The organism is Herbaspirillum sp. (genome assembly GCF_035644555.1).
In the GTDB taxonomy this organism is placed as follows: Bacteria; Pseudomonadota; Gammaproteobacteria; order Burkholderiales; family Burkholderiaceae_D; genus Herbaspirillum.
This window is the reverse complement of sequence record NZ_DASQOH010000043.1, coordinates 1-16,846: the sequence shown is the minus strand read 5'-3', so window position 1 is coordinate 16,846 and position 16,846 is coordinate 1. Positions and strand designations below refer to the sequence as shown.

At 65.7% G+C, this 16,846-nt stretch carries 18 protein-coding genes; 9 read left to right on the top strand and 9 right to left on the bottom strand.

Translation table 11 applies throughout. The features are described 5' to 3' along the window. Positions 1-80 precede the first annotated feature (80 nt). From yacG to VE092_RS10550, 9 genes are all read right to left on the bottom strand, one after another. Positions 81-266 carry a DNA gyrase inhibitor YacG gene (yacG, locus tag VE092_RS10590; protein WP_034336666.1) on the bottom strand — a complete coding sequence of 62 codons (186 nt, stop codon included), beginning with the start codon at positions 264-266 and terminating at the stop codon, positions 81-83. A 29-nt stretch (positions 267-295) separates the two neighbouring features. Then, on the bottom strand, positions 296-1,051 hold the full coding sequence (gene zapD / locus VE092_RS10585; protein ID WP_324876467.1) for a cell division protein ZapD: 756 nt from the start codon (positions 1,049-1,051) through the stop codon (positions 296-298). A gap of 191 nt (positions 1,052-1,242) precedes the next feature. Then, a complete protein-coding gene (gene coaE / locus VE092_RS10580) occupies positions 1,243-1,863 on the bottom strand; it encodes a dephospho-CoA kinase (protein ID WP_324876465.1) in 621 nt (206 codons plus the stop codon). Positions 1,864-1,872: 9 nt separating this feature from the next. Continuing rightward, a complete protein-coding gene (locus VE092_RS10575; RefSeq protein ID WP_324876463.1) occupies positions 1,873-2,736 on the bottom strand; it encodes an A24 family peptidase in 864 nt (287 codons plus the stop codon). An 80-nt stretch (positions 2,737-2,816) separates the two neighbouring features. Beyond that, positions 2,817-4,058, bottom strand: a complete 1,242-nt coding sequence (locus tag VE092_RS10570) for a type II secretion system F family protein (protein WP_324876460.1) — start codon at positions 4,056-4,058, stop codon at positions 2,817-2,819. Beyond that, entirely contained in the window at positions 4,045-5,181 is a 1,137-nt protein-coding gene (locus VE092_RS10565) for a GspE/PulE family protein (protein WP_324876458.1), read from the bottom strand. The genes VE092_RS10570 and VE092_RS10565 overlap by 14 nt, the downstream gene beginning before the upstream one ends. Positions 5,182-5,286: 105 nt before the next feature. Beyond that, positions 5,287-6,579, bottom strand: coding sequence for an HlyC/CorC family transporter (locus tag VE092_RS10560; protein ID WP_324876456.1), 1,293 nt, complete (start codon positions 6,577-6,579; stop codon positions 5,287-5,289). 155 nt (positions 6,580-6,734) lie between these two features. Continuing rightward, entirely contained in the window at positions 6,735-7,691 is a 957-nt protein-coding gene (locus tag VE092_RS10555) for a glyoxylate/hydroxypyruvate reductase A (RefSeq protein ID WP_324876455.1), read from the bottom strand. Further along, the gene (locus VE092_RS10550; protein ID WP_077235791.1) at positions 7,688-8,545 is read right to left on the bottom strand and encodes an IclR family transcriptional regulator; all 858 of its coding nucleotides are present in this window, start codon (positions 8,543-8,545) and stop codon (positions 7,688-7,690) included. The genes VE092_RS10555 and VE092_RS10550 overlap by 4 nt, the downstream gene beginning before the upstream one ends. Positions 8,546-8,813: 268 nt before the next feature. Here VE092_RS10550 and VE092_RS10545 point away from each other — a divergent pair, with 268 nt between their 5' ends. From VE092_RS10545 to VE092_RS10505, 9 genes are all read left to right on the top strand, one after another. Further along, the gene (locus tag VE092_RS10545; RefSeq protein WP_324876452.1) at positions 8,814-9,899 is read left to right on the top strand and encodes an ABC transporter ATP-binding protein; all 1,086 of its coding nucleotides are present in this window, start codon (positions 8,814-8,816) and stop codon (positions 9,897-9,899) included. Next, on the top strand, positions 9,896-10,813 hold the full coding sequence (locus tag VE092_RS10540) for an ABC transporter permease (protein ID WP_414653459.1): 918 nt from the start codon (positions 9,896-9,898) through the stop codon (positions 10,811-10,813). Before VE092_RS10545 ends, VE092_RS10540 begins: the two co-directional genes overlap by 4 nt. Before the next feature lie 3 nt (positions 10,814-10,816). Next, positions 10,817-11,611, top strand: a complete 795-nt coding sequence (locus VE092_RS10535) for an ABC transporter permease (RefSeq protein ID WP_006713200.1) — start codon at positions 10,817-10,819, stop codon at positions 11,609-11,611. Next, complete coding sequence (locus VE092_RS10530) at positions 11,608-11,922, top strand: (2Fe-2S)-binding protein (RefSeq protein WP_234295282.1); 315 nt, start codon at positions 11,608-11,610, stop codon at positions 11,920-11,922. The genes VE092_RS10535 and VE092_RS10530 overlap by 4 nt, the downstream gene beginning before the upstream one ends. Then, positions 11,919-13,370 (top strand): NAD(P)/FAD-dependent oxidoreductase, encoded by a 1,452-nt coding sequence (locus VE092_RS10525; RefSeq protein ID WP_324876446.1) that lies wholly within the window; start codon positions 11,919-11,921, stop codon positions 13,368-13,370. The genes VE092_RS10530 and VE092_RS10525 overlap by 4 nt, the downstream gene beginning before the upstream one ends. After that, positions 13,367-14,575 carry an FAD-binding oxidoreductase gene (locus VE092_RS10520; RefSeq protein ID WP_324876444.1) on the top strand — a complete coding sequence of 403 codons (1,209 nt, stop codon included), beginning with the start codon at positions 13,367-13,369 and terminating at the stop codon, positions 14,573-14,575. Before VE092_RS10525 ends, VE092_RS10520 begins: the two co-directional genes overlap by 4 nt. Continuing rightward, a complete protein-coding gene (locus VE092_RS10515; protein ID WP_324876442.1) occupies positions 14,572-15,624 on the top strand; it encodes an ABC transporter substrate-binding protein in 1,053 nt (350 codons plus the stop codon). Before VE092_RS10520 ends, VE092_RS10515 begins: the two co-directional genes overlap by 4 nt. Before the next feature lie 512 nt (positions 15,625-16,136). Continuing rightward, the gene (gene infA, locus VE092_RS10510) at positions 16,137-16,400 is read left to right on the top strand and encodes a translation initiation factor IF-1 (RefSeq protein ID WP_102663301.1); all 264 of its coding nucleotides are present in this window, start codon (positions 16,137-16,139) and stop codon (positions 16,398-16,400) included. A 99-nt stretch (positions 16,401-16,499) separates the two neighbouring features. Beyond that, a complete protein-coding gene (locus tag VE092_RS10505; RefSeq protein WP_324876439.1) occupies positions 16,500-16,757 on the top strand; it encodes a hypothetical protein in 258 nt (85 codons plus the stop codon). The last annotated feature ends 89 nt before the right edge of the window (positions 16,758-16,846 follow it).

Here is a 16,846-nt window from a genome sequence, read left to right as displayed (position 1 = left end):
CAAGCCTTGGCCCTGGCCTTGCCAGCCATGCAGGATTCAAAAGCGGGGATTTGAGCAAATGTGAAGGAAAAAGCCCGTCATCACTGTACGGGCTTGTCCCCTTCGTCTTCCAGCGGCAGGTTCACTGCGGGAATGGTGTACTTTTCTTCCGCCCAGGCTCCAAGGTCGATTTGCTTGCAGCGCTCGGAGCAGAACGGCCGATACTTGTTCTTTTCACTCCACTCCACCTTGGTGCCACAGGTCGGACAATCCACTATCGTCGCCATACGCGTTACTTCAATTCGTTCGTTATGGGTCAAAAGCCGCACAGGGCCAGTTCGAAGGGGACTTCACCCTCGAAGGAGCGCGGCTTCTCGTCTCCATCCTGCTGGGTGAAACGCACCCACAGCATGTACTTGTTGGCGGAAATCTCGGGGATCGCGCCCAGTTCGATATCCAGCGACAGGCGCAGCATCTGGTAGACCTTGCCCTGCAGCATCTGCTGGTAACTGCCGCCTTCGGCGTTGATCTTCACCGCATGGCCGGATTCGCGCAGCAATCGCATGACGATGGCGATGGCGTCGAACAGCGGGATCAGGGGGGCGAACCAGTTGGAGATGTCCTGGAAGCGGCGGTCGAAGGAATGTTGCTGCCAGGCGTAATAGGCGGGGAGGTCGAATTCGCAGGCGCCGCCCGGGATGATGGTGCGACCGCGGATGCTCATCAGCCATTCGTTGTCGCGGATGTTCTGACCGGTCTTGCCTTGCGCCGCAGCCAGGGCGCTGCTGGCCTGGTCCACCTCGGCCAGGATGGCGTTGAGCATCTCCGGCTCGACATTGGGATTGGACTGATAGGCCAGCAGGATCTGCTTTTGCCGCTCCAGCTCCTGCAGCAGGTCCGACTTGAGATCGGCGCGTCCGGCGACCTCCAGCATTTCGAAAATGGTGGCAAGGGCGATGTGATGCTGATGCGGGCTTTCCTGGTGCAGGAAGAAGACGAATTTCTCGTAGAGATCTTCCAGTCGCAACAGCGTGCGAATACGCTCATTGAAAGGGTATTCGTAGACGATCAAAGCATGATCCCTTTATTGGTGAACCGGACTTGTTGAAGGCCGCTGACAGGCCACGCTGGTGCAAAAACCTCGTCAACATTGCAATGTCTGTGATTCTGACCCATGCAGCAGAAAATTACAAATGCAGGCCGCATCAAATGAAGCCGCAGGCAGCGCCACGCCGTGCGCCCGCGCTGCCGCATGTCGGCTGCTCAGGCAGCGCCGGCAAACGCGAGGTAGCGTGCATGCAGGGCCTGCACCTGGGCCGGCAGCGCGGCATTGTCGCCGCCGTTGTCGATGACGTCGTCGGCCACCGCCAGCCGCGCCTGACGGCTGGCCTGGGCGGCCATGATGGCTTCCACCTCGTCGCGCTGCAGGCCGTTGCGCTGCATGACACGGGCCACCTGTACCGGTTCCGGGCAATCCACCACCAGGATGCGGCTGGCGCGCCCCACCCAGGTACCGGATTCCACCAGCAGCGGTACCACGAAGATGACGTAGCTGCCGGTGGCGACCTCGGCCTGGCGTATGGTCTCGCTGCGGATCAGTGGGTGCAGGATCGCTTCCAGCGCATGGCGGGCGTTGGGATGGGAAAACACGTGATGGCGCATCCGCGCGCGGTCCATGGCGCCTCGCGCATCGATGAATTCGTCGCCGAAATGGGCGCGGATGGGGGCAATGGCCAGGCCCTCGGGCGCGGTCAGGGCATGGGCGATGGCATCGGTATCCACCAGCGAGGCGCCCAGTTCACCGAAGAGATTGGCCACGGTGGTCTTGCCGCTGCCGATGCCGCCGGTCAGGCCGATGGTGAAGCGTTCAGTCAAGGAAGTCATGGAATGGGTTCAGTAAGCGAAGTGAGTCAGGTTCAGCCAGGTGCCATCCAGCAGCAGGGCCAGCAGGCCGGCGCCGGCCAAGCAGGGGCCGAAGGGAATGGCCTGGCCGCGCTGGTGGCGCCCGCCGACCATCAGCGCCAGGCCCAGCAGGGCGCCCATCACCGAGGCCAGCAGCAGCACCAGCGGCAGCGCCTGCCAACCCAGCCAGGCGCCGAGGGCGGCCATGAGCTTGAAGTCGCCATAGCCCAGGCCATCCTTGCCGGTGGCCAGCTTGAAGATCCAGAAGATCAGCCACAGCACGCCATAGCCGACTGCCGCGCCCAGCACTGCATCGGGCAGCGCCACCAGGCGATGGTTCAGGTTCACCAGCAGCCCCAGCCATAGCAGCGGCAGGGTCAGGTCATCGGGCAGCAGCATGGTGTCGGCATCGATGAAGGCCAGCGCTATCAGGAAGGCGCTGCAGAGCATGACGGCCAGCCCGGTGGCGCCCAGTCCGAAGCGCCAGGCCACCAGGGCAAACAGGAGCGCGGTCAGCAACTCCACCAGCAGATAACGCGTGCTGATCCTGGCCTGGCAAAAGCTGCAACGGCCGCGCAGCAGTATCCAGCTCAGCACCGGCAGCTTGTGCCACGGCGCCAGCGGCCGGGCGCAGTGCGGGCAGGCGGAATGGGGCAGCCAGAGGTCGTAGCGATCCTGATGCGGCAGGGCTTCGCCGCGCTCCATCGCCACGAAATTGGCGGTCTCGCGCAGCATCATGATGGGCAGGCGGTGGATCACCACGTTCAGGAAGCTACCCACCAGCAGGCCCAGCAGGGCCGCCAGGCCGGCCAGGGCGGGATTGCCGGGGAGGGCGTAGGCTTCCAGGAAATGCATCGTCGGGTTCAGTCGTATCGGGTCGTGAAGTCAGGTCGCAGGGGGGAGTAGCCGCAGCAGGCCGGTCGTGCCGCCTACCGTCACACCACCGAACCCATGCGGAATACCGGCAGATACATCGCGACCACCAGTGCGCCGATGACCACGCCAAGCACCGCCATGATAACGGGTTCCATCAGGCTGGTGAGGGCGCTGACGGCTTCGTCGACCTCGCGTTCGTTGAGTTCGGCGATCTTGCCCAGCATGGCGTCCAGTGCGCCGGCCTCCTCGCCCACGGCCGTCATCTGCACCGCCAGGTCGGGGAAGACCCCGGTGGCCTGCATCGCGCCATGCAGGGATGCACCATTGCGCACCGCATCGCGCACCGCCAGCGAGGCCTCGGCGAAGACCACGTTGCCGGCTGCTCCGGCCACGGTCTCCAGCGCTTCCACCAGGGCGATGCCGGCACCGAAGAGTGTGCCGAAAGTGCGGCTCCAGCGTGCCAGCGCGGCCTGTCGCAACAGCCTGCCGAAGATCGGCAATGACAGGCTCAGCCGCTGCGCCCGCGCCCGCAGCGCCGGATAGCGGCGCCAGGCATGCAGGGCCAGCAAGCCGCTCACGGCCAGGCCGAGCAACAGCGCGGGCCAGTAACGGCCCAGCATGCGCGCCAGGGCCATCACGATGCGGGTGGGCAGCGGCAGTTCGGCGCCGAACTGCTGGAACATCTGCTCGAAGGCCGGCACCACCCACAGCATGATGACGGCGGTCACCACGATCGCCACCAGCACCACCGCGCCCGGATAGGCCAGCGCCGCCCTGACCTTGCCCCGCAGCGCCAGCGACTTCTCGCGATAGAGGGCGATGCGCTCCAGCATGCTGTCGAGCATGCCGGCCTCCTCGGCGGCGCGCACCAGGTTGCAGAACAGGCCATCGAAATGGCGCGGATGGCGCTGCAGCGCGGCGTGCAGGCTGTCACCGCCTGACACCTGTTGCCGCACCTCGCCCAGCAGGCCGGCCAGTGGCCCCTGGCCGGCGCCGCGGATGGCGATGTCCAGCGCCTGCAGCAGCGGCAGACCGGCCTGCAGCATGGTGGCCAGCTGGCGCGTGAAGAGGGCGATCTGCTTGTCGCTGATGCGGGCGCGGGAGGGCTTGCGTGGGGCGACCCGGGTGGTGGTGCTACCGACACTACCTGCCTCTCGCCGCAGGCGTGCCACCCGCAGTCCCTGGCGGCGCAGTTGGGCCCGTGCCTGGGCTTCGTCGCTGGCCTGCAGGACACCGCGCTGTGGCTGTCCGTGCCGATCCAGGCCTTCCCAGCGGAAGTGTTTTGGTTCAGGTGCCGGCAAGGATCTCTCCCATGCTGGTTTCGCCGCGCAGGACCTTGAGCAGACCGGCGCGGCGCAGGTCGATGATGCCCTCGGCCTGCGCCTGGCGCGCCAGATCCAGCGTGCCGGCCTGGGCCAGGATCAGGGCCTGCATGGCGGCGCTGACCGGCATCACCTGGTAGATCCCGGTACGGCCGCGAAAGCCGCTCTGGTTGCAGGCCGGGCAGCCCTGGGGGACATAGGTGGACGGGTTGCCCGGCGCCGGCCGCCGGCAGCGGCACAGTTTGCGTACCAGCCGCTGTGCCACGATCAGGCTCACCGACGCAGCGATGTTGTAGGCCGGCACGCCCATGTTGAGCAGGCGCGTGAGGGTCGAGGGGGCGTCGTTGGTGTGCAGGGTGGAGAGCACCAGGTGGCCGGTCTGGGACGCCTTGACCGCGATGTCGGCGGTTTCCAGGTCGCGGATTTCACCCACCATCAGCACATCCGGGTCCTGGCGCAGGAAGGCGCGCAGCGCCGTGGCGAAGTCCAGCCCGGCGCGTTCGTTGATGCCGACCTGGTTGATGCCGGGCAGGTTGATTTCCACCGGGTCCTCGGCAGTGGCGATGTTGACTCCGGGGCGGTTGAGCCGCTGCAGGCAGGCGTACAGCGAGACCGTCTTGCCCGAGCCGGTGGGGCCGGTCATCAGCACCAGCCCATGCGGTCGGGCGATGGCTTGCAGCAGCGCTTCCTGCTGGGCCGGTTCATAGCCCAGTTCGGCGATGGAGAAGCTGGCCTGGGCGGTATCGAGAATGCGCAGGACGATCTTTTCGCCGAATTGCGTAGGCAGGGTGGAGACGCGCAGGTCGATGCTGCGCCGGTCCAGCGCCAGGCGCATCTTGCCGTCCTGCGGCAGGCGCTTTTCGGCGATGTCCAGGCGCGCCAGGATCTTCAGCCGGGTAGCCAGCTTGTCGCGCAGCGTCAGCGGCGGCTGGGCCAGCTCGTGCAGCACGCCATCGACGCGCAGGCGTACGCGGAAGAAGTGTTCGAAGGGTTCGAAATGCAGGTCGGAGGCACCCATGCCGACGGCGTCGGCCAGCAGCTTGTGCAGCAGGCGTACTACCGGGACATCGTCATCGGCCACCGCCGGATCGTGAGCTTGCATGGGAGACCTCCGCGCAAAGGAGGATCAGTCTCCCACCCGCTGTGCCCGAGGCAAAGCGGGCCGGCCGATTGCCTGCGGCAATGTCGGCAGAGTTCGATGCAGGAACTAATCGTCGCGCGTCGGCGACTGCGGTATGGCGATCAGCTTGACCATGCGGATGGCCTGGTTCTGGACCTGCACGATTTCGATCACGCAGCCCTCGAACTTCACGGCCACGCTGGCCTCGGGGATGTCCTGCAGGGTTTCCAGCAGCAGGCCGTTGATGGTCTTGGGGCCATCCAGCGGCAGCGCCAGGCCCAGACGCTTGTTGATGTCGCGCAGGGTGGTGCTGCCTTCGAGCAGGCAACTGCCGTCCTTGTCCCAGCCGAAGCCTTCGCCCGAGGAACCGGGCGAGGAGGTGGTGAATTCGCCGATCATCTCTTCGATGATGTCTTCCAGCGTCACCAGGCCCTGCACCTCGCCGTATTCATCGACGACGATGCCCAGACGTTCGTGATTCTCCTGGAAATACTGAAGCTGGGTGAAGACGTCGGTTTCCACCGGCACGTAATACGGCACCGACAGCAGCGCGCGGATATCGTCGTGGCTGATGTCCTCTTCCTGGCGGAACAGCGACACCGTCTTGCGCACATGCAGGATGCCGACGATGTGGTTGATTTCCCCTTCGTAGACCGGCAGCTTGTTGTGGTAGCAGGTGGCCAGCTGGTGCAGGATCTCTTCCACCGGTGCGGCCAGGTTCAGGGCCTCGACCTGGGCGCGTGGCGTCATCACGTCTTCCACCGAGATCTTTTCCAGGTCGAACAGGTTCAGCAGGATGCTCTTGTGCTTCTGCGGGATGAAGCTGCCGCCTTCGAGCACGATGGAACGCAGTTCTTCCGGCGAGATGCGCTGCTCGGCGGCGCGGGCTCCGGTCTTGATGCGCAACAGCTTGAGGATCGCCGAGACGAAGATGTTGACGAACCAGATCAGCGGCTTGGCCACCCGCATCAGCGGCTTGAGCACGAAGCTGGTGAACAGGGCGATGCGTTCCGGATAGGTGGCGCCGATCACCTTGGGCACGATCTCGGCAAAGATGATCAGCAGCGCCGCCACGAAGGCGGTGGCCGCGGTGATCACCCGCTGGTGGTTACCGAAGGCCGCGATGGCCAGGGCCGTTACCAGGGCCGTGGCCAGCGCATTGATGACGGTATTGGCGATGAGGATCAGCGACAGCAGCCGTTCGGTGCGGTCCAGCAGCCACAGGATGGTGATCGCGGCACGGTTGCCCTGTTTGGCCAGGTGCCGCAGGCGATGGCGGTTGGCGGCCATCAGCGCCGTCTCGGTCATGGAAAAGAAGGCCGAGAACAGGATCAGGATCAGGAGTGCAAGAGCTTGCACCCATATGGGTACGGTATCCAAACGTTGCCGTCAGGTTGATTGCCCTCGCACAAGGGAGGGATTCGGCCGATCTGCTTGCCCCGGTGAGGGCGGCAGGGCGGCCAGCGAGCGCCAAAGTCTAGACGATGGAGGCCTATCCCGCAAGCCGGGCCGGCGCGGAAGGGGATGCTTGCCCCTCAGTAACCCCGCACGCGGTCATACAGATGCGGTGGCGGCAGCCCGCCCAGCATGGCCGAGATCGCTACCGCCGCCTGGCGGGCGCGCTCCCGCCGCGACGGCGTCGCCGCCGCGTGCGGCGTCACCAGCACGCGGGGGTGGCGCCAGACCGCCGCGTCGGCAGGCAAGGGCTCTTCATCGAACACGTCCAGCACGGCGCCCGACAGCTGGCCTTCGTCCAGCGCGGCCAGCAGGTCGGGCAGGCACAGGTGGCTGCCGCGCCCGACGTTGATGACCGCCGCGCCGCGTGGCAACTGGCGCAGCAGGTCGGCATCGAGCAGGTGGCGGGTGTCCTCGGTTTCCGGCAGGAGGCAGATCAGGATGTCGGTGCGCGCCAGGAAGGCCGGCAACTGGTCGGCGCCGGCATAACAGCTCAGTCCCTTTTCGCTGCGCGGCGAGCGCGCCCAGCCGGCGGTGTCGAAACCGATGGTGGCGTGCATGCGCGCCGTGGCCAGCCCCAGCGCCCCCAGACCGAGCACGCCCACCCGGGTTTCCAGGGCGGTGCGCGGGGTGGAGAACTCCACCCATTGCGCGCGCGCCTGCTGGGCGATGATGCGCGGCATGTCCTTCAACAGCATGAGGCTGCTCATGACGGTGAATTCGGCCATGCGCTGCTGGGTTTCGGGCGTGACCATGCGCACGATGGGCAGGTCCGGCAAGTGCGGATCGGCCAGGATGTGATCCACGCCGGCTGCACTGCTGATGATGGCCTTCAGGTTGGGGAAGCGGGCCAGGCGCCCCGCCTCGGGTTGCCAGACCAGGACATATTCCACCCGGGCCGGATCGACTTCGGGGTCGTCCCAGGCGCACACCTCCAGTCCCAGCCCAGGGGCGAACTCATGGAAACTGGCGCGCCACTCCGGCAGCGCGGCGGCACCGCCGGACTTGACCAGCAGTACGGGGGAGGAAGAACTCATGGGCGGGGCTCCACAGGATTGGCCTGATGCATGGGACGGCGCAATGCCGGGTCGAAGGGATTGATCTGGCGCGACAGCGCCGCGGCTTCCCGTTGCAACATCTGTACCACGGTCGGCAGGCGCTCCTCGGTCAGGCGCGAGGTCAGCGTGCCCACGCTGAGCGCACCGACGATGGCGCCGCTGCAGTCGAACAGCGGCACGCCCAGGCCGGCCATGCCGTCGAGCAGACCCGCCTGGCGTGCCGCATAGCCGGTTTCACGCACACGCTCGATTTCGGTGCGCAGGTAGACCTCGTCATAGACCCCGAACTCGCGCAGGCGCGGCACGTTGTAGCGGATCACTTCCTCGCGCTCCTGCTCCGGCAGGAAAGCGAGGATGGACAGCGCACCCTGGCCCACGCCCAGCGCCACCCGGCCGCCGATGTCGCCGGTGAAGGCACGGATCGGGAAGGGACCGTCGACCCGGTCCACACAGACCGCGTCGAAGCGCGAGCGCACCAGCAGGAAGACAGTGTCGCCCAGGCTGCCGCACAGGCGCAGCAGCGCCGGCCGGCACAGGCTGCGCAGGTCGGAGGCATTGCCGGCGCGCGCGGCCAGCGCGAACAGGTCCATCCCCAGGCGGTACAGCTTGCTGCGTTCATCCTGCTCCACCACGCCTTCGCTGACCAGAGCCTGCAGCAGGCGGTGCGTGGTGCCTTGCGTGAGGCCGATGGCCTTGGCCACCTGGGTCACCCGCATGCCTTGCGGTGGTGCATCGGCCAGTGCGCGCAACACCGCGAAGGTGCGCTGGATGCCATTGACCGGCAGGGTGGCCGGGGCGGTGGTCGAGGAGGCCTCGTCGTTGTCGTCGCTCATGAGGGGGCTGTTGTCTGCTGGGTGGAATCGGTGGCGTCATGCCCTCCGAGTTATTCCATCTGACGAAATAATTATTAAAAATTTCCTGTCTATCGAAATACGATAGCAGAATTGGCACCGAAATTGCATCAATAACGAAACAGGAGACGCGCATATCACCCCAGTCCTTGAGGTGGATGCGACTTTACAGATGAATGCATCGGAGTGCCCGCCGGCCGACAAGCCCGCCAGCCGCGCAGCGCCCGAACTTTGCGACAGGGAGCTTGCAATGTCATTTCTCACGCTGACCAATGTCAGTAAGTTCTACGGCGATACCCAGGCGGTATCGGGCTTCAACCTGACGGTGGAGAAGGGGGAATTCATTTCCCTGCTGGGCCCCTCCGGTTGCGGCAAGACCACCACCCTGCAGATGATTGCGGGCTTCGAGAACGTCAGCGGCGGCCGCATCGAACTGGACGGCCGCGACATCACCCATGCCAAGCCCAATACCCGTGGCCTGGGCATCGTGTTCCAGACCTATGCGCTGTTCCCGCACATGACGGTGGAGCAGAACGTGGCCTTCGGCCTGGAGATGCGCAAGTGCGCGCCCGCCGAGAAGCGCGACCGCGTGGCGCAGGCCCTGGCCCTGGTGCACCTGGAAAAGCATGGCGCCCGTTATCCGCGTGAGCTGTCCGGCGGCCAGCGTCAGCGCGTGGCCCTGGCGCGCGCGCTGGTGATCGCACCGCCCGTGCTGCTGCTCGACGAACCCCTGTCCAACCTGGACGCCAAGCTGCGCGAGGAAATGCAATTCGAACTGCGCGACATCCAGCGCAAGGTCGGTACCACCACCATCATGGTGACCCACGATCAGAGCGAGGCCATGTCCATCAGCGATCGCGTGGTGGTGATGGAGACCGGGCATATCACCCAGGTGGGCCGTCCGATCAATGTGTATGAACATCCGGCCAATCGCTTCATCTCCACCTTCGTGGGCAAGGCCAACCTGCTGGAAGGCCAGGTGGTGGGTGCCGCCGGCGAGCGCGCCGATATCGCCGTGGGCGGCATGATGCTCAGCCTGGAGAGCAACGACAGTGGCCTGCGTGGCGGTGGTCGCGTGGTGCTGGGCCTGCGTCCGGAAAAGATCCGCTGTACCGAGCCCGGCCAGGGCCGCTGCAATGGCGAGGTGGTACGTCGCTTCTTCCTGGGTAGCCAATGGATGTACGAGGTGCAGACGCCGCTGGGACTGCTGTCCGTGCTGGCCCCCAACGATGGCGCCGAGGCGCTGGAGCAGGGCGCGACGCTGGGCCTGGCCTGGAGTGACTTCAACCTGCGCCTGGTCTCCACCGCCCGTAGCGACGAACGGGTGCCGGCATGAGTGCGGCCGGTACCTCGCCGGCGGTGGCCCCCGTCGTGACGGCACCGCAAGGCGGCAAGGCCCCCGGCCAGCGCAGCCTGCCCTGGCTGATGTCGGCCCCGGCCATCCTGCTGTGCACGGTGATGCTGCTGATCCCGCTGCTGCTGACCTTCGTGCTGTCCTTCAATGCCTATGACGCCGAGACCGGTCCCAAGGCCGGTACCTTCACGCTGGAGCATTACCAGGCGGTGCTCACCGATCCCTACTACTACGCCATCTTCTGGCGCACGCTGTGGATCTCGGGCCTGGTCACGCTGATCTGCATCGTGCTGGGCGCGCCGGAAGCCTACATCCTCAATCGCATGCGCAAGCCCTGGCGTTCCGTCATGCTGCTGGTGGTGCTGGCGCCGCTGATGATTTCGGTGGTGGTGCGGGCCTTCGGCTGGAGCATGCTGCTGGGGCCGGAAGGCCTGATCAACAGCCTGCTGATGGCGCTGGGTTTCAGCCGCGTCAAGCTGCTCTACACCGAGACGGCCATCGTCATCGCCCTGGTGCACGTGATGCTGCCCTTCATGGTGATTCCGGTGTGGACCTCGCTGCAAAAGCTCGATGGGGGTGTGGCCAATGCCGCGCTGTCGCTGGGCGCCTCGCCCATGACGGTGCTGCGCCGTATCGTGCTGCCGCAGATCATGCCGGGCATTCTCTCGGGCAGCCTGATCGTCTTCGGCCTGTCGGCCAGCTCCTTTGCCATTCCGGGTCTGTTGGGCGGACGTCGCCTGAAGATGATGGCCACCATCATCTACGACGAATACCTGCACGAACTGAACTGGCCCCTGGGCGCGGCCATCGCGCTGCTGCTGCTGGTGGCCAACCTGGTCATCATGCTGGGCTGGAACCGCATGATCGAACGTCGCTACAAGAAAGCGCTGGGCTGAACCATGAACAAGAACGGACCGATTGCATTGCTGTTTAATGCGCTGGTGATCCTCTTCACGCTGGCGCCGATCCTGGTGGTGTGCGTAATCGCCTTCACCCCGGAAAACACCCTCACCATGAACGGGCCGGAATTCTCGCTGCGCTGGTTCAAGGCGGTATTCGAATTCCCCGATTTCGTCAGCTCCTTCTGGAACAGCCTGTGGCTGGCGCTGGCGGCAGCCACCATCTCCACCGTCCTGGCCATTCCGGCAGCCATGGCGCTGGTGCGTTATCCGCATCGCTGGTCGGGCGCCTTGCAGGGCCTGTTCCTGTCGCCGCTGATCATTCCCCACCTGGTGCTGGGCGTGGCCTTGCTGCGCCTGTTCTCGGTGGTGGGCGGCGCCGGCAGTTTCGGCTGGCTGGTGCTGGCGCACTCGCTGGTAGTGACGCCCTACACCATGCGCCTGATCATGGCCGCGCTGATCGGTTTCGACCGCAGTGCCGAGCAGGCCGCGCTGTCGCTGGGGGCAAGCCGCTCCACGGTATTCCTGCGCATCACACTGCCGATGATCCTGCCGGGCATCACCGGTGGCTGGCTGCTGGCCTTCATCAACAGCTTCGATGAAGTCACCATGTCCATCTTCGTGACTTCGCCCTCGACGGTGACGCTGCCAGTGCGCATGTACATGTACGCCACCGAATCCATCGATCCGATGATGGCGGCGGTGTCGGCCCTGATGGTGGCCATCACGGCGGTGGCGATGATCATCCTTGATCGTGTCTACGGCCTGGACCGCGTACTGGTGGGGCGCACATGAGCGATTTCGCTTCTCCCCAGGGTGCGCAGCTGGTACGGCTGGCCGAGCAGGATCGCGCCACTGTCAGCTTCACCCTCGATGGTCGCGCCGTCACCGCGCTGGAAGGCGATACCGTGCTGACCGCCGTGCTGACCTGCGCCGGCAGCCTGCGCCGCAATGAATTCAGCGGCCAGCCTCGCGCCGGCTTCTGCATGATGGGCGCCTGCCAGGATTGCTGGATCGCCACCGACAGCGGTGAACGCCTGCGTGCCTGCTCCACCTTCATCCGCGCCGGCATGCAATTGCGCAGCGGTCAGGGGGAGGGCGCATGAGCCGGCTTCCTCCCGTGATCGTCGGTGCCGGGCCGGCCGGTGTGCGTGCGGCGCAGACGCTGCTGGCCCATGGCCTGCGGCCGGTGCTGATCGACGAGGCGGCCCAGGCGGGCGGCCAGATCTATCGTCAGCCGCCCGGCGGGTTCCGGCGCAGCCGCAAGACGCTCTATGGTTTCGAAGCCGGGCGCGCGCAGTCGGTGCATGCCGCCTTCCATGCCTTGCGCGATGCCATCGATTATCGTCCTCAGACCCTGGTGTGGAATGCCCAGCCCGGCTTGCTCGACCTGATGGATAGCCAGGCCCAGTCCGCGGCTACCCTGGCCTGGGAAGACATCATTGTCGCCACCGGCGCCACCGACCGTGTCCTGCCCTTCCCGGGCTGGACCACGCCGGGCGTCTATACGCTGGGTGGCGCGCAGGTGGCACTCAAGTTCCAGGGATGTGCCATCGGTCGCTCGGTGGTGTTGGCCGGCAATGGTCCGCTGCTGTATCTGGTGGCCTATCAATACGCCAAGGCCGGTGCCCATGTGGCCGCCGTGCTCGACAGCAGCAGCCTGGCCGACCGTATCGCGGCCCTGCCCGCCATGCTGGGCCAGCCGGCCTTGCTGGCCAAGGGCATCTATTATCTGGCCTGGCTGAGGCTGCATGGCGTGCCCGTCCACACCCATGCCGAGGTGCTGCGGGTGGAGGGCGAGTCGCGCGTGCAGAGCGTGGTCTGGCGGCGTCACCTGCCTGCCCGCGCCGGTGCCAGGGCAGTTGCCGAGCGGCGCATCGATTGTGATGCCGTCGGCTTCGGTTATGCCCTGCGCTCCGAAACGCAACTGGCCGACCTGCTGGGTTGCCGCTTCCGTTTCGACCCGCTGCAGCGGGCGCATCTGCCGGTGCGCGATCGCGCTACCCGCAGCAGCGTGCCGGGCGTATATCTGGCCGGCGACGGCGCCGGCATCATGGGTGCGGACGCTGCCGAACTGGCCGGTGAGCGTGCCGCACTGGCGCTGTTGCAGGATCGCGGCCTTACCGTCGATGGCGCCCGGGTGGCGCAGATCGAGGCCACGCTCGCGCAGATCGGCGCCTTCCGCGTGGGGCTGGAGCGGGCCTTTCCCTTCCCGGAGCACTGGGCAGCCAGCGCCCCCGATGATCTGGTGATCTGCCGCTGCGAAAACATCCGCGCCGGAGAGTTGCGCGCAGCCGTGCGCGAAAAAGGCGCAGCTGAAATGAATCGCCTGAAGGCCCTGACCCGCGTGGGCATGGGGCGCTGTCAGGGACGCATGTGCGGTGCCGCGGCAGCGGAGGTCCTGGCCCATGCGGCTGCGATACCGGTGGCCGAGGTCGGTCGCCTGCGCGGTCAGGCGCCGATCAAGCCCATTCCCATGGGCATGCATGTGCCGGCGGCTGCGTTGCCGTCGGCGCAGGTCATTGCCCTGCATGCCGGGGAGGATGCATCGTGAATACCGTTTCTACTGAAGTGCTCATCATCGGCGGCGGCATCGTCGGCGCATCGGCTGCGCTGGTGCTGGCCAAGGCCGGCCGTCGCGTGACGGTGCTGGAGCGCGATCTCTGTGGTTCGCGTTCCAGTGGCGTGAACTACGGCGGCGTGCGTCGTCAGGGTCGGCCCGAGGTGCAGTTGCCGCTGTCGCAGCGGGCGCACCAGATCTGGGGCGAGCTGGAGTCGCTCATCGGCACCACCGGCGAATATGAACGCAGTGGCCACTTCAAGCTGGCCCGTAGCGCAGCCGACATGCAGGCCCTGGAAGCCTACGCCGAACTGAGCCGGCCGTATGGGTTGGGCATCGAACTGATCAGCGGCGAGCGCCTGCGTGAGCAATGCCCCTGGCTGGGCGGCGCGGCGGTCGGCGGCTCCTTGTGTCCGGAAGACGGCCAGGCCAATCCGCGTCTGGTATCGCCAGCCTTCGCCCGCGCTGCGCAGGCGGCCGGGGCGCGCATCATCGAGGGTTGCGAAGTGTTGCAGGTGGGCCATGACGGCCAGAGTTTCGTGGCCGAAGCACGGCATGGCGAAGCGCCTTTGCAGTTGCGCGCCGAGGTCTTGATCAACTGCGCCGGTGCCTGGGCAAACCGGGTGGCGCAAGCCTTCGGTGAGGCCGCCCCCTTGACCAGTGGTCATCCCAGCATGGTGGTGACCGAACCCATCCCGCATTTCCTGCCCTGGAGCCTGGGCGTGGAAGGGGGATCAATCTATTGCCGCCAGGTGGCCCGTGGCAACGTGGTGCTAGGCGGCGGTCGCGGTTATGTGCTGGATGAACAGCGCGCCCGCGCCTCGCATGACTCCATCCTCGGTCTGCTGCCGCAGGCGGCGGCCTTGCTGCCGGCGCTGCGGCATGTCCACATCATCCGCACCTGGAGCGGGGTGGAAGGCTACCTGCCGGACCACCACCCGGTGATCGGCCCCAGCAGCACGCAGCCGGGCCTGCTGCATGGCTTCGGCTTCTGCGGCGCCGGTTTCCAGATCGGCCCGGCTGCCGGCGAAGCGCTGGCCGAGCTGGTGCTGCATGGCCGCAGCAATATCGACCTGGATGCATTCTCGATTGCCCGTTTTGCGCCGAGGCCTGCCGTCTCCACGGTCTCCGTGGTCGGCACCCATGGCACAGATACCTCCGACCTGCTGTCCTCCCACCCTGAAAGGAAGATCTCATGATGTCGCTTTCCCGTCCCGGCGCGCTGGCCGCCGCCCTTGGCATGACCTTGCTGGCCTGTGGAGGTGCCCAGGCACAGACCCGCACGCTCTACATCGGCATGAACGGCGGCAACATGGAAAAGACCTTCACCCAAGCGGTCTTCGGCCCCTTCGAACAGAAGCACAACGTCAAGATCGCAGTGGTGCCGGGCGGTTCCGCCGATATCCTGGCCAAGGCCCAGGCCGCCAAGGACAAGCCGCAGATGCACCTGATGTTTCTCGATGATGGTGTGATGTACCGCGCCGTCGGCATGGGCCTGTGCGAGAAACAGAAGCCCAATCCCAACCTGGCCAACCTGCTGCCGGTGGCGCACATCAAGGACGACATGGCCACCGGCGTGACCATCAGCGTCACCGGCCTGGCCTACAACACCAAGGTCTATGCAGAGAAGGGCTGGGCGCCGCCGACCTCCTGGCTGGACCTGGCCGATCCCAAGCTGAAGGGGCGGGTGGTGTTCCAGTCGCTGCCTTCCTCGACCTTCGGCCTGCATGCCTTCCTTGCCTTCAACCAGCTCAAGGGCGGCACCGATGCCAACGTCGATCCGGGCTTCAAGGCCTGGCCATCGACCATCGGCCCCAATGTGCTGGAGTACATCTCCAACTCGGCCAAGATCTCCGAGATGGCGCAGACCGGGGAAGCCGCCTTGTTCCCTTACACCCCGACCCAATCCACCATCCTCAAGAGCAAGGGCGTGCCGGTGGAATATGTGCAGCCCAAGGAAGGCGCCATCGTGCTGATGGTGGCGCAGTGCGTGATTGCCAACAACACCGAGCCGCAACTGGCCCAGGAACTGGCAGCCTACCTGCTGTCGCCACAGGCGCAGGCCCTGGCGCTGGAAAACGGCAACTACAACCCGACCAATACCAAGGTCCAGGTCAGCGGCGCGGCCGCCGCCGAGCAGGCCCGCATGAATGGCTTCGTCAAGGCGGCTCGTGCGGTGGACTGGGATGAGATCAACAAGAACCGGGCCGTCTGGAATACCCGCTGGAGCCGCACCATCGAACGATGATTCGCCGTGCAGGCGAGGTCGGCGGGTGATCTGCTCCTATGGCGCAGCCGGATCATCTGGCCGATTGCAGCCAATGACAGAACCTCTGGCAGTCTTTGGCGCCACCCTTCGCGGTGGCGCTTTTTTTCTGTGCCGGCACCGCAGCTTATCTGCCGGATGGATCAATCGTTCTCGATTCTGCTGTGGCGCAGATGAGCGGGGCGCCGGGGGCTCATTGGCCTTAAAGGCAAAATGCGCGTATAATGAGGGGATCGCTCAAGAAAAGAGCGGAAATCCTGATCTCCACGCGCCTTGCCGCAGTCCGATCCCTGCAATCCGCGTGATCCGCATCTTCATCCGCTTCCCCGAGTAAAGAACCAACGCTATCGGTCTCACCGCAAGCGCGTTCGCCTGTCCTCCGACCTTAACGCTCCCGGCCGCCTGTTTGCGTGGCCAGTCGTCAAAGCCAGAGATTGCAAATCCCCGAGCCCTTCCTCGCTGGAGGTCGCGCGCTCATGCACAAGAAAGAGAAAATGGCAAAAGAAGAACTGATTGAAATGCAAGGACAAGTTTCCGAAGTCCTCCCTGATTCGCGCTTCCGTGTCGCGCTGGACAACGGCCACTCGCTGATCGCCTATACGGCTGGTCGCATGAAAAAGAACTTCATCAAGATTCTGGCCGGTGACAAGGTCACCCTGGAACTGTCGCCCTATGACCTGAACAAGGGTCGCATCATCTTCCGTCACCTGGAGCAGCGCGGCCCCACCGGCCCCCGTCCGGGCTTCCGTCGCCGCTGACGGCTGGCGTCACGCGTGACGCCGCCTTGACCTCGCCGCGACCAGCGGCACGTCTGGCGGACACGTGCTCATGGATCGGTTTTGCGAAAGAAAAAGAATATGCATACTCCGGTCGATCATCAGGAGCAGTACAAGGGTTTCCGGGTATCGCTGCGCTGTAGCGGCCAGCGAGGCCGATGGGAAGTGAGTGCGGTGCAGATCGCCCATGACAGTGGGCGCGAGCCGCCGCTGTTTCCCCGACGTCGCCTCCCGGGCCGATCCGATAGCGCCCTCGGCGCCATCGAGCGCGGCATGGCCTGGGCCAGGGCTGTCATCGACAAGCTGGATCCGGCGCTGGATGGCACGATGCCGGTCTGACGCAAGGACGGAGATTGGGGAATGTGGGGCGCCGGAGCGAAGGGGCGCTGCGGATCGTAGAAACAAAAACAGCGAGTCGTTTGACTCGC

What these genes read in the sequence shown, in the direction of transcription:
- VE092_RS10505 (WP_324876439.1), top strand. Translation starts at nt 16,500, where the DNA reads ATGCATACTCCGGTCGATCATCAGGAGCAGTACAAGGGTTTCCGGGTA.
- VE092_RS10525 (WP_324876446.1), top strand. Translation starts at nt 11,919, where the DNA reads ATGAGCCGGCTTCCTCCCGTGATCGTCGGTGCCGGGCCGGCCGGTGTG.
- VE092_RS10545 (WP_324876452.1), top strand. Translation starts at nt 8,814, where the DNA reads ATGTCATTTCTCACGCTGACCAATGTCAGTAAGTTCTACGGCGATACC.
- VE092_RS10540 (WP_414653459.1), top strand. Translation starts at nt 9,896, where the DNA reads ATGAGTGCGGCCGGTACCTCGCCGGCGGTGGCCCCCGTCGTGACGGCA.
- VE092_RS10550 (WP_077235791.1), bottom strand. Translation starts at nt 8,545, where the DNA reads ATGAGCGACGACAACGACGAGGCCTCCTCGACCACCGCCCCGGCCACC.
- infA (WP_102663301.1), top strand. Translation starts at nt 16,137, where the DNA reads ATGGCAAAAGAAGAACTGATTGAAATGCAAGGACAAGTTTCCGAAGTC.
- VE092_RS10535 (WP_006713200.1), top strand. Translation starts at nt 10,817, where the DNA reads ATGAACAAGAACGGACCGATTGCATTGCTGTTTAATGCGCTGGTGATC.
- yacG (WP_034336666.1), bottom strand. Translation starts at nt 266, where the DNA reads ATGGCGACGATAGTGGATTGTCCGACCTGTGGCACCAAGGTGGAGTGG.
- VE092_RS10515 (WP_324876442.1), top strand. Translation starts at nt 14,572, where the DNA reads ATGATGTCGCTTTCCCGTCCCGGCGCGCTGGCCGCCGCCCTTGGCATG.
- VE092_RS10575 (WP_324876463.1), bottom strand. Translation starts at nt 2,736, where the DNA reads ATGCATTTCCTGGAAGCCTACGCCCTCCCCGGCAATCCCGCCCTGGCC.
- VE092_RS10565 (WP_324876458.1), bottom strand. Translation starts at nt 5,181, where the DNA reads ATGCAAGCTCACGATCCGGCGGTGGCCGATGACGATGTCCCGGTAGTA.
- coaE (WP_324876465.1), bottom strand. Translation starts at nt 1,863, where the DNA reads ATGACTTCCTTGACTGAACGCTTCACCATCGGCCTGACCGGCGGCATC.
- VE092_RS10555 (WP_324876455.1), bottom strand. Translation starts at nt 7,691, where the DNA reads ATGAGTTCTTCCTCCCCCGTACTGCTGGTCAAGTCCGGCGGTGCCGCC.
- VE092_RS10530 (WP_234295282.1), top strand. Translation starts at nt 11,608, where the DNA reads ATGAGCGATTTCGCTTCTCCCCAGGGTGCGCAGCTGGTACGGCTGGCC.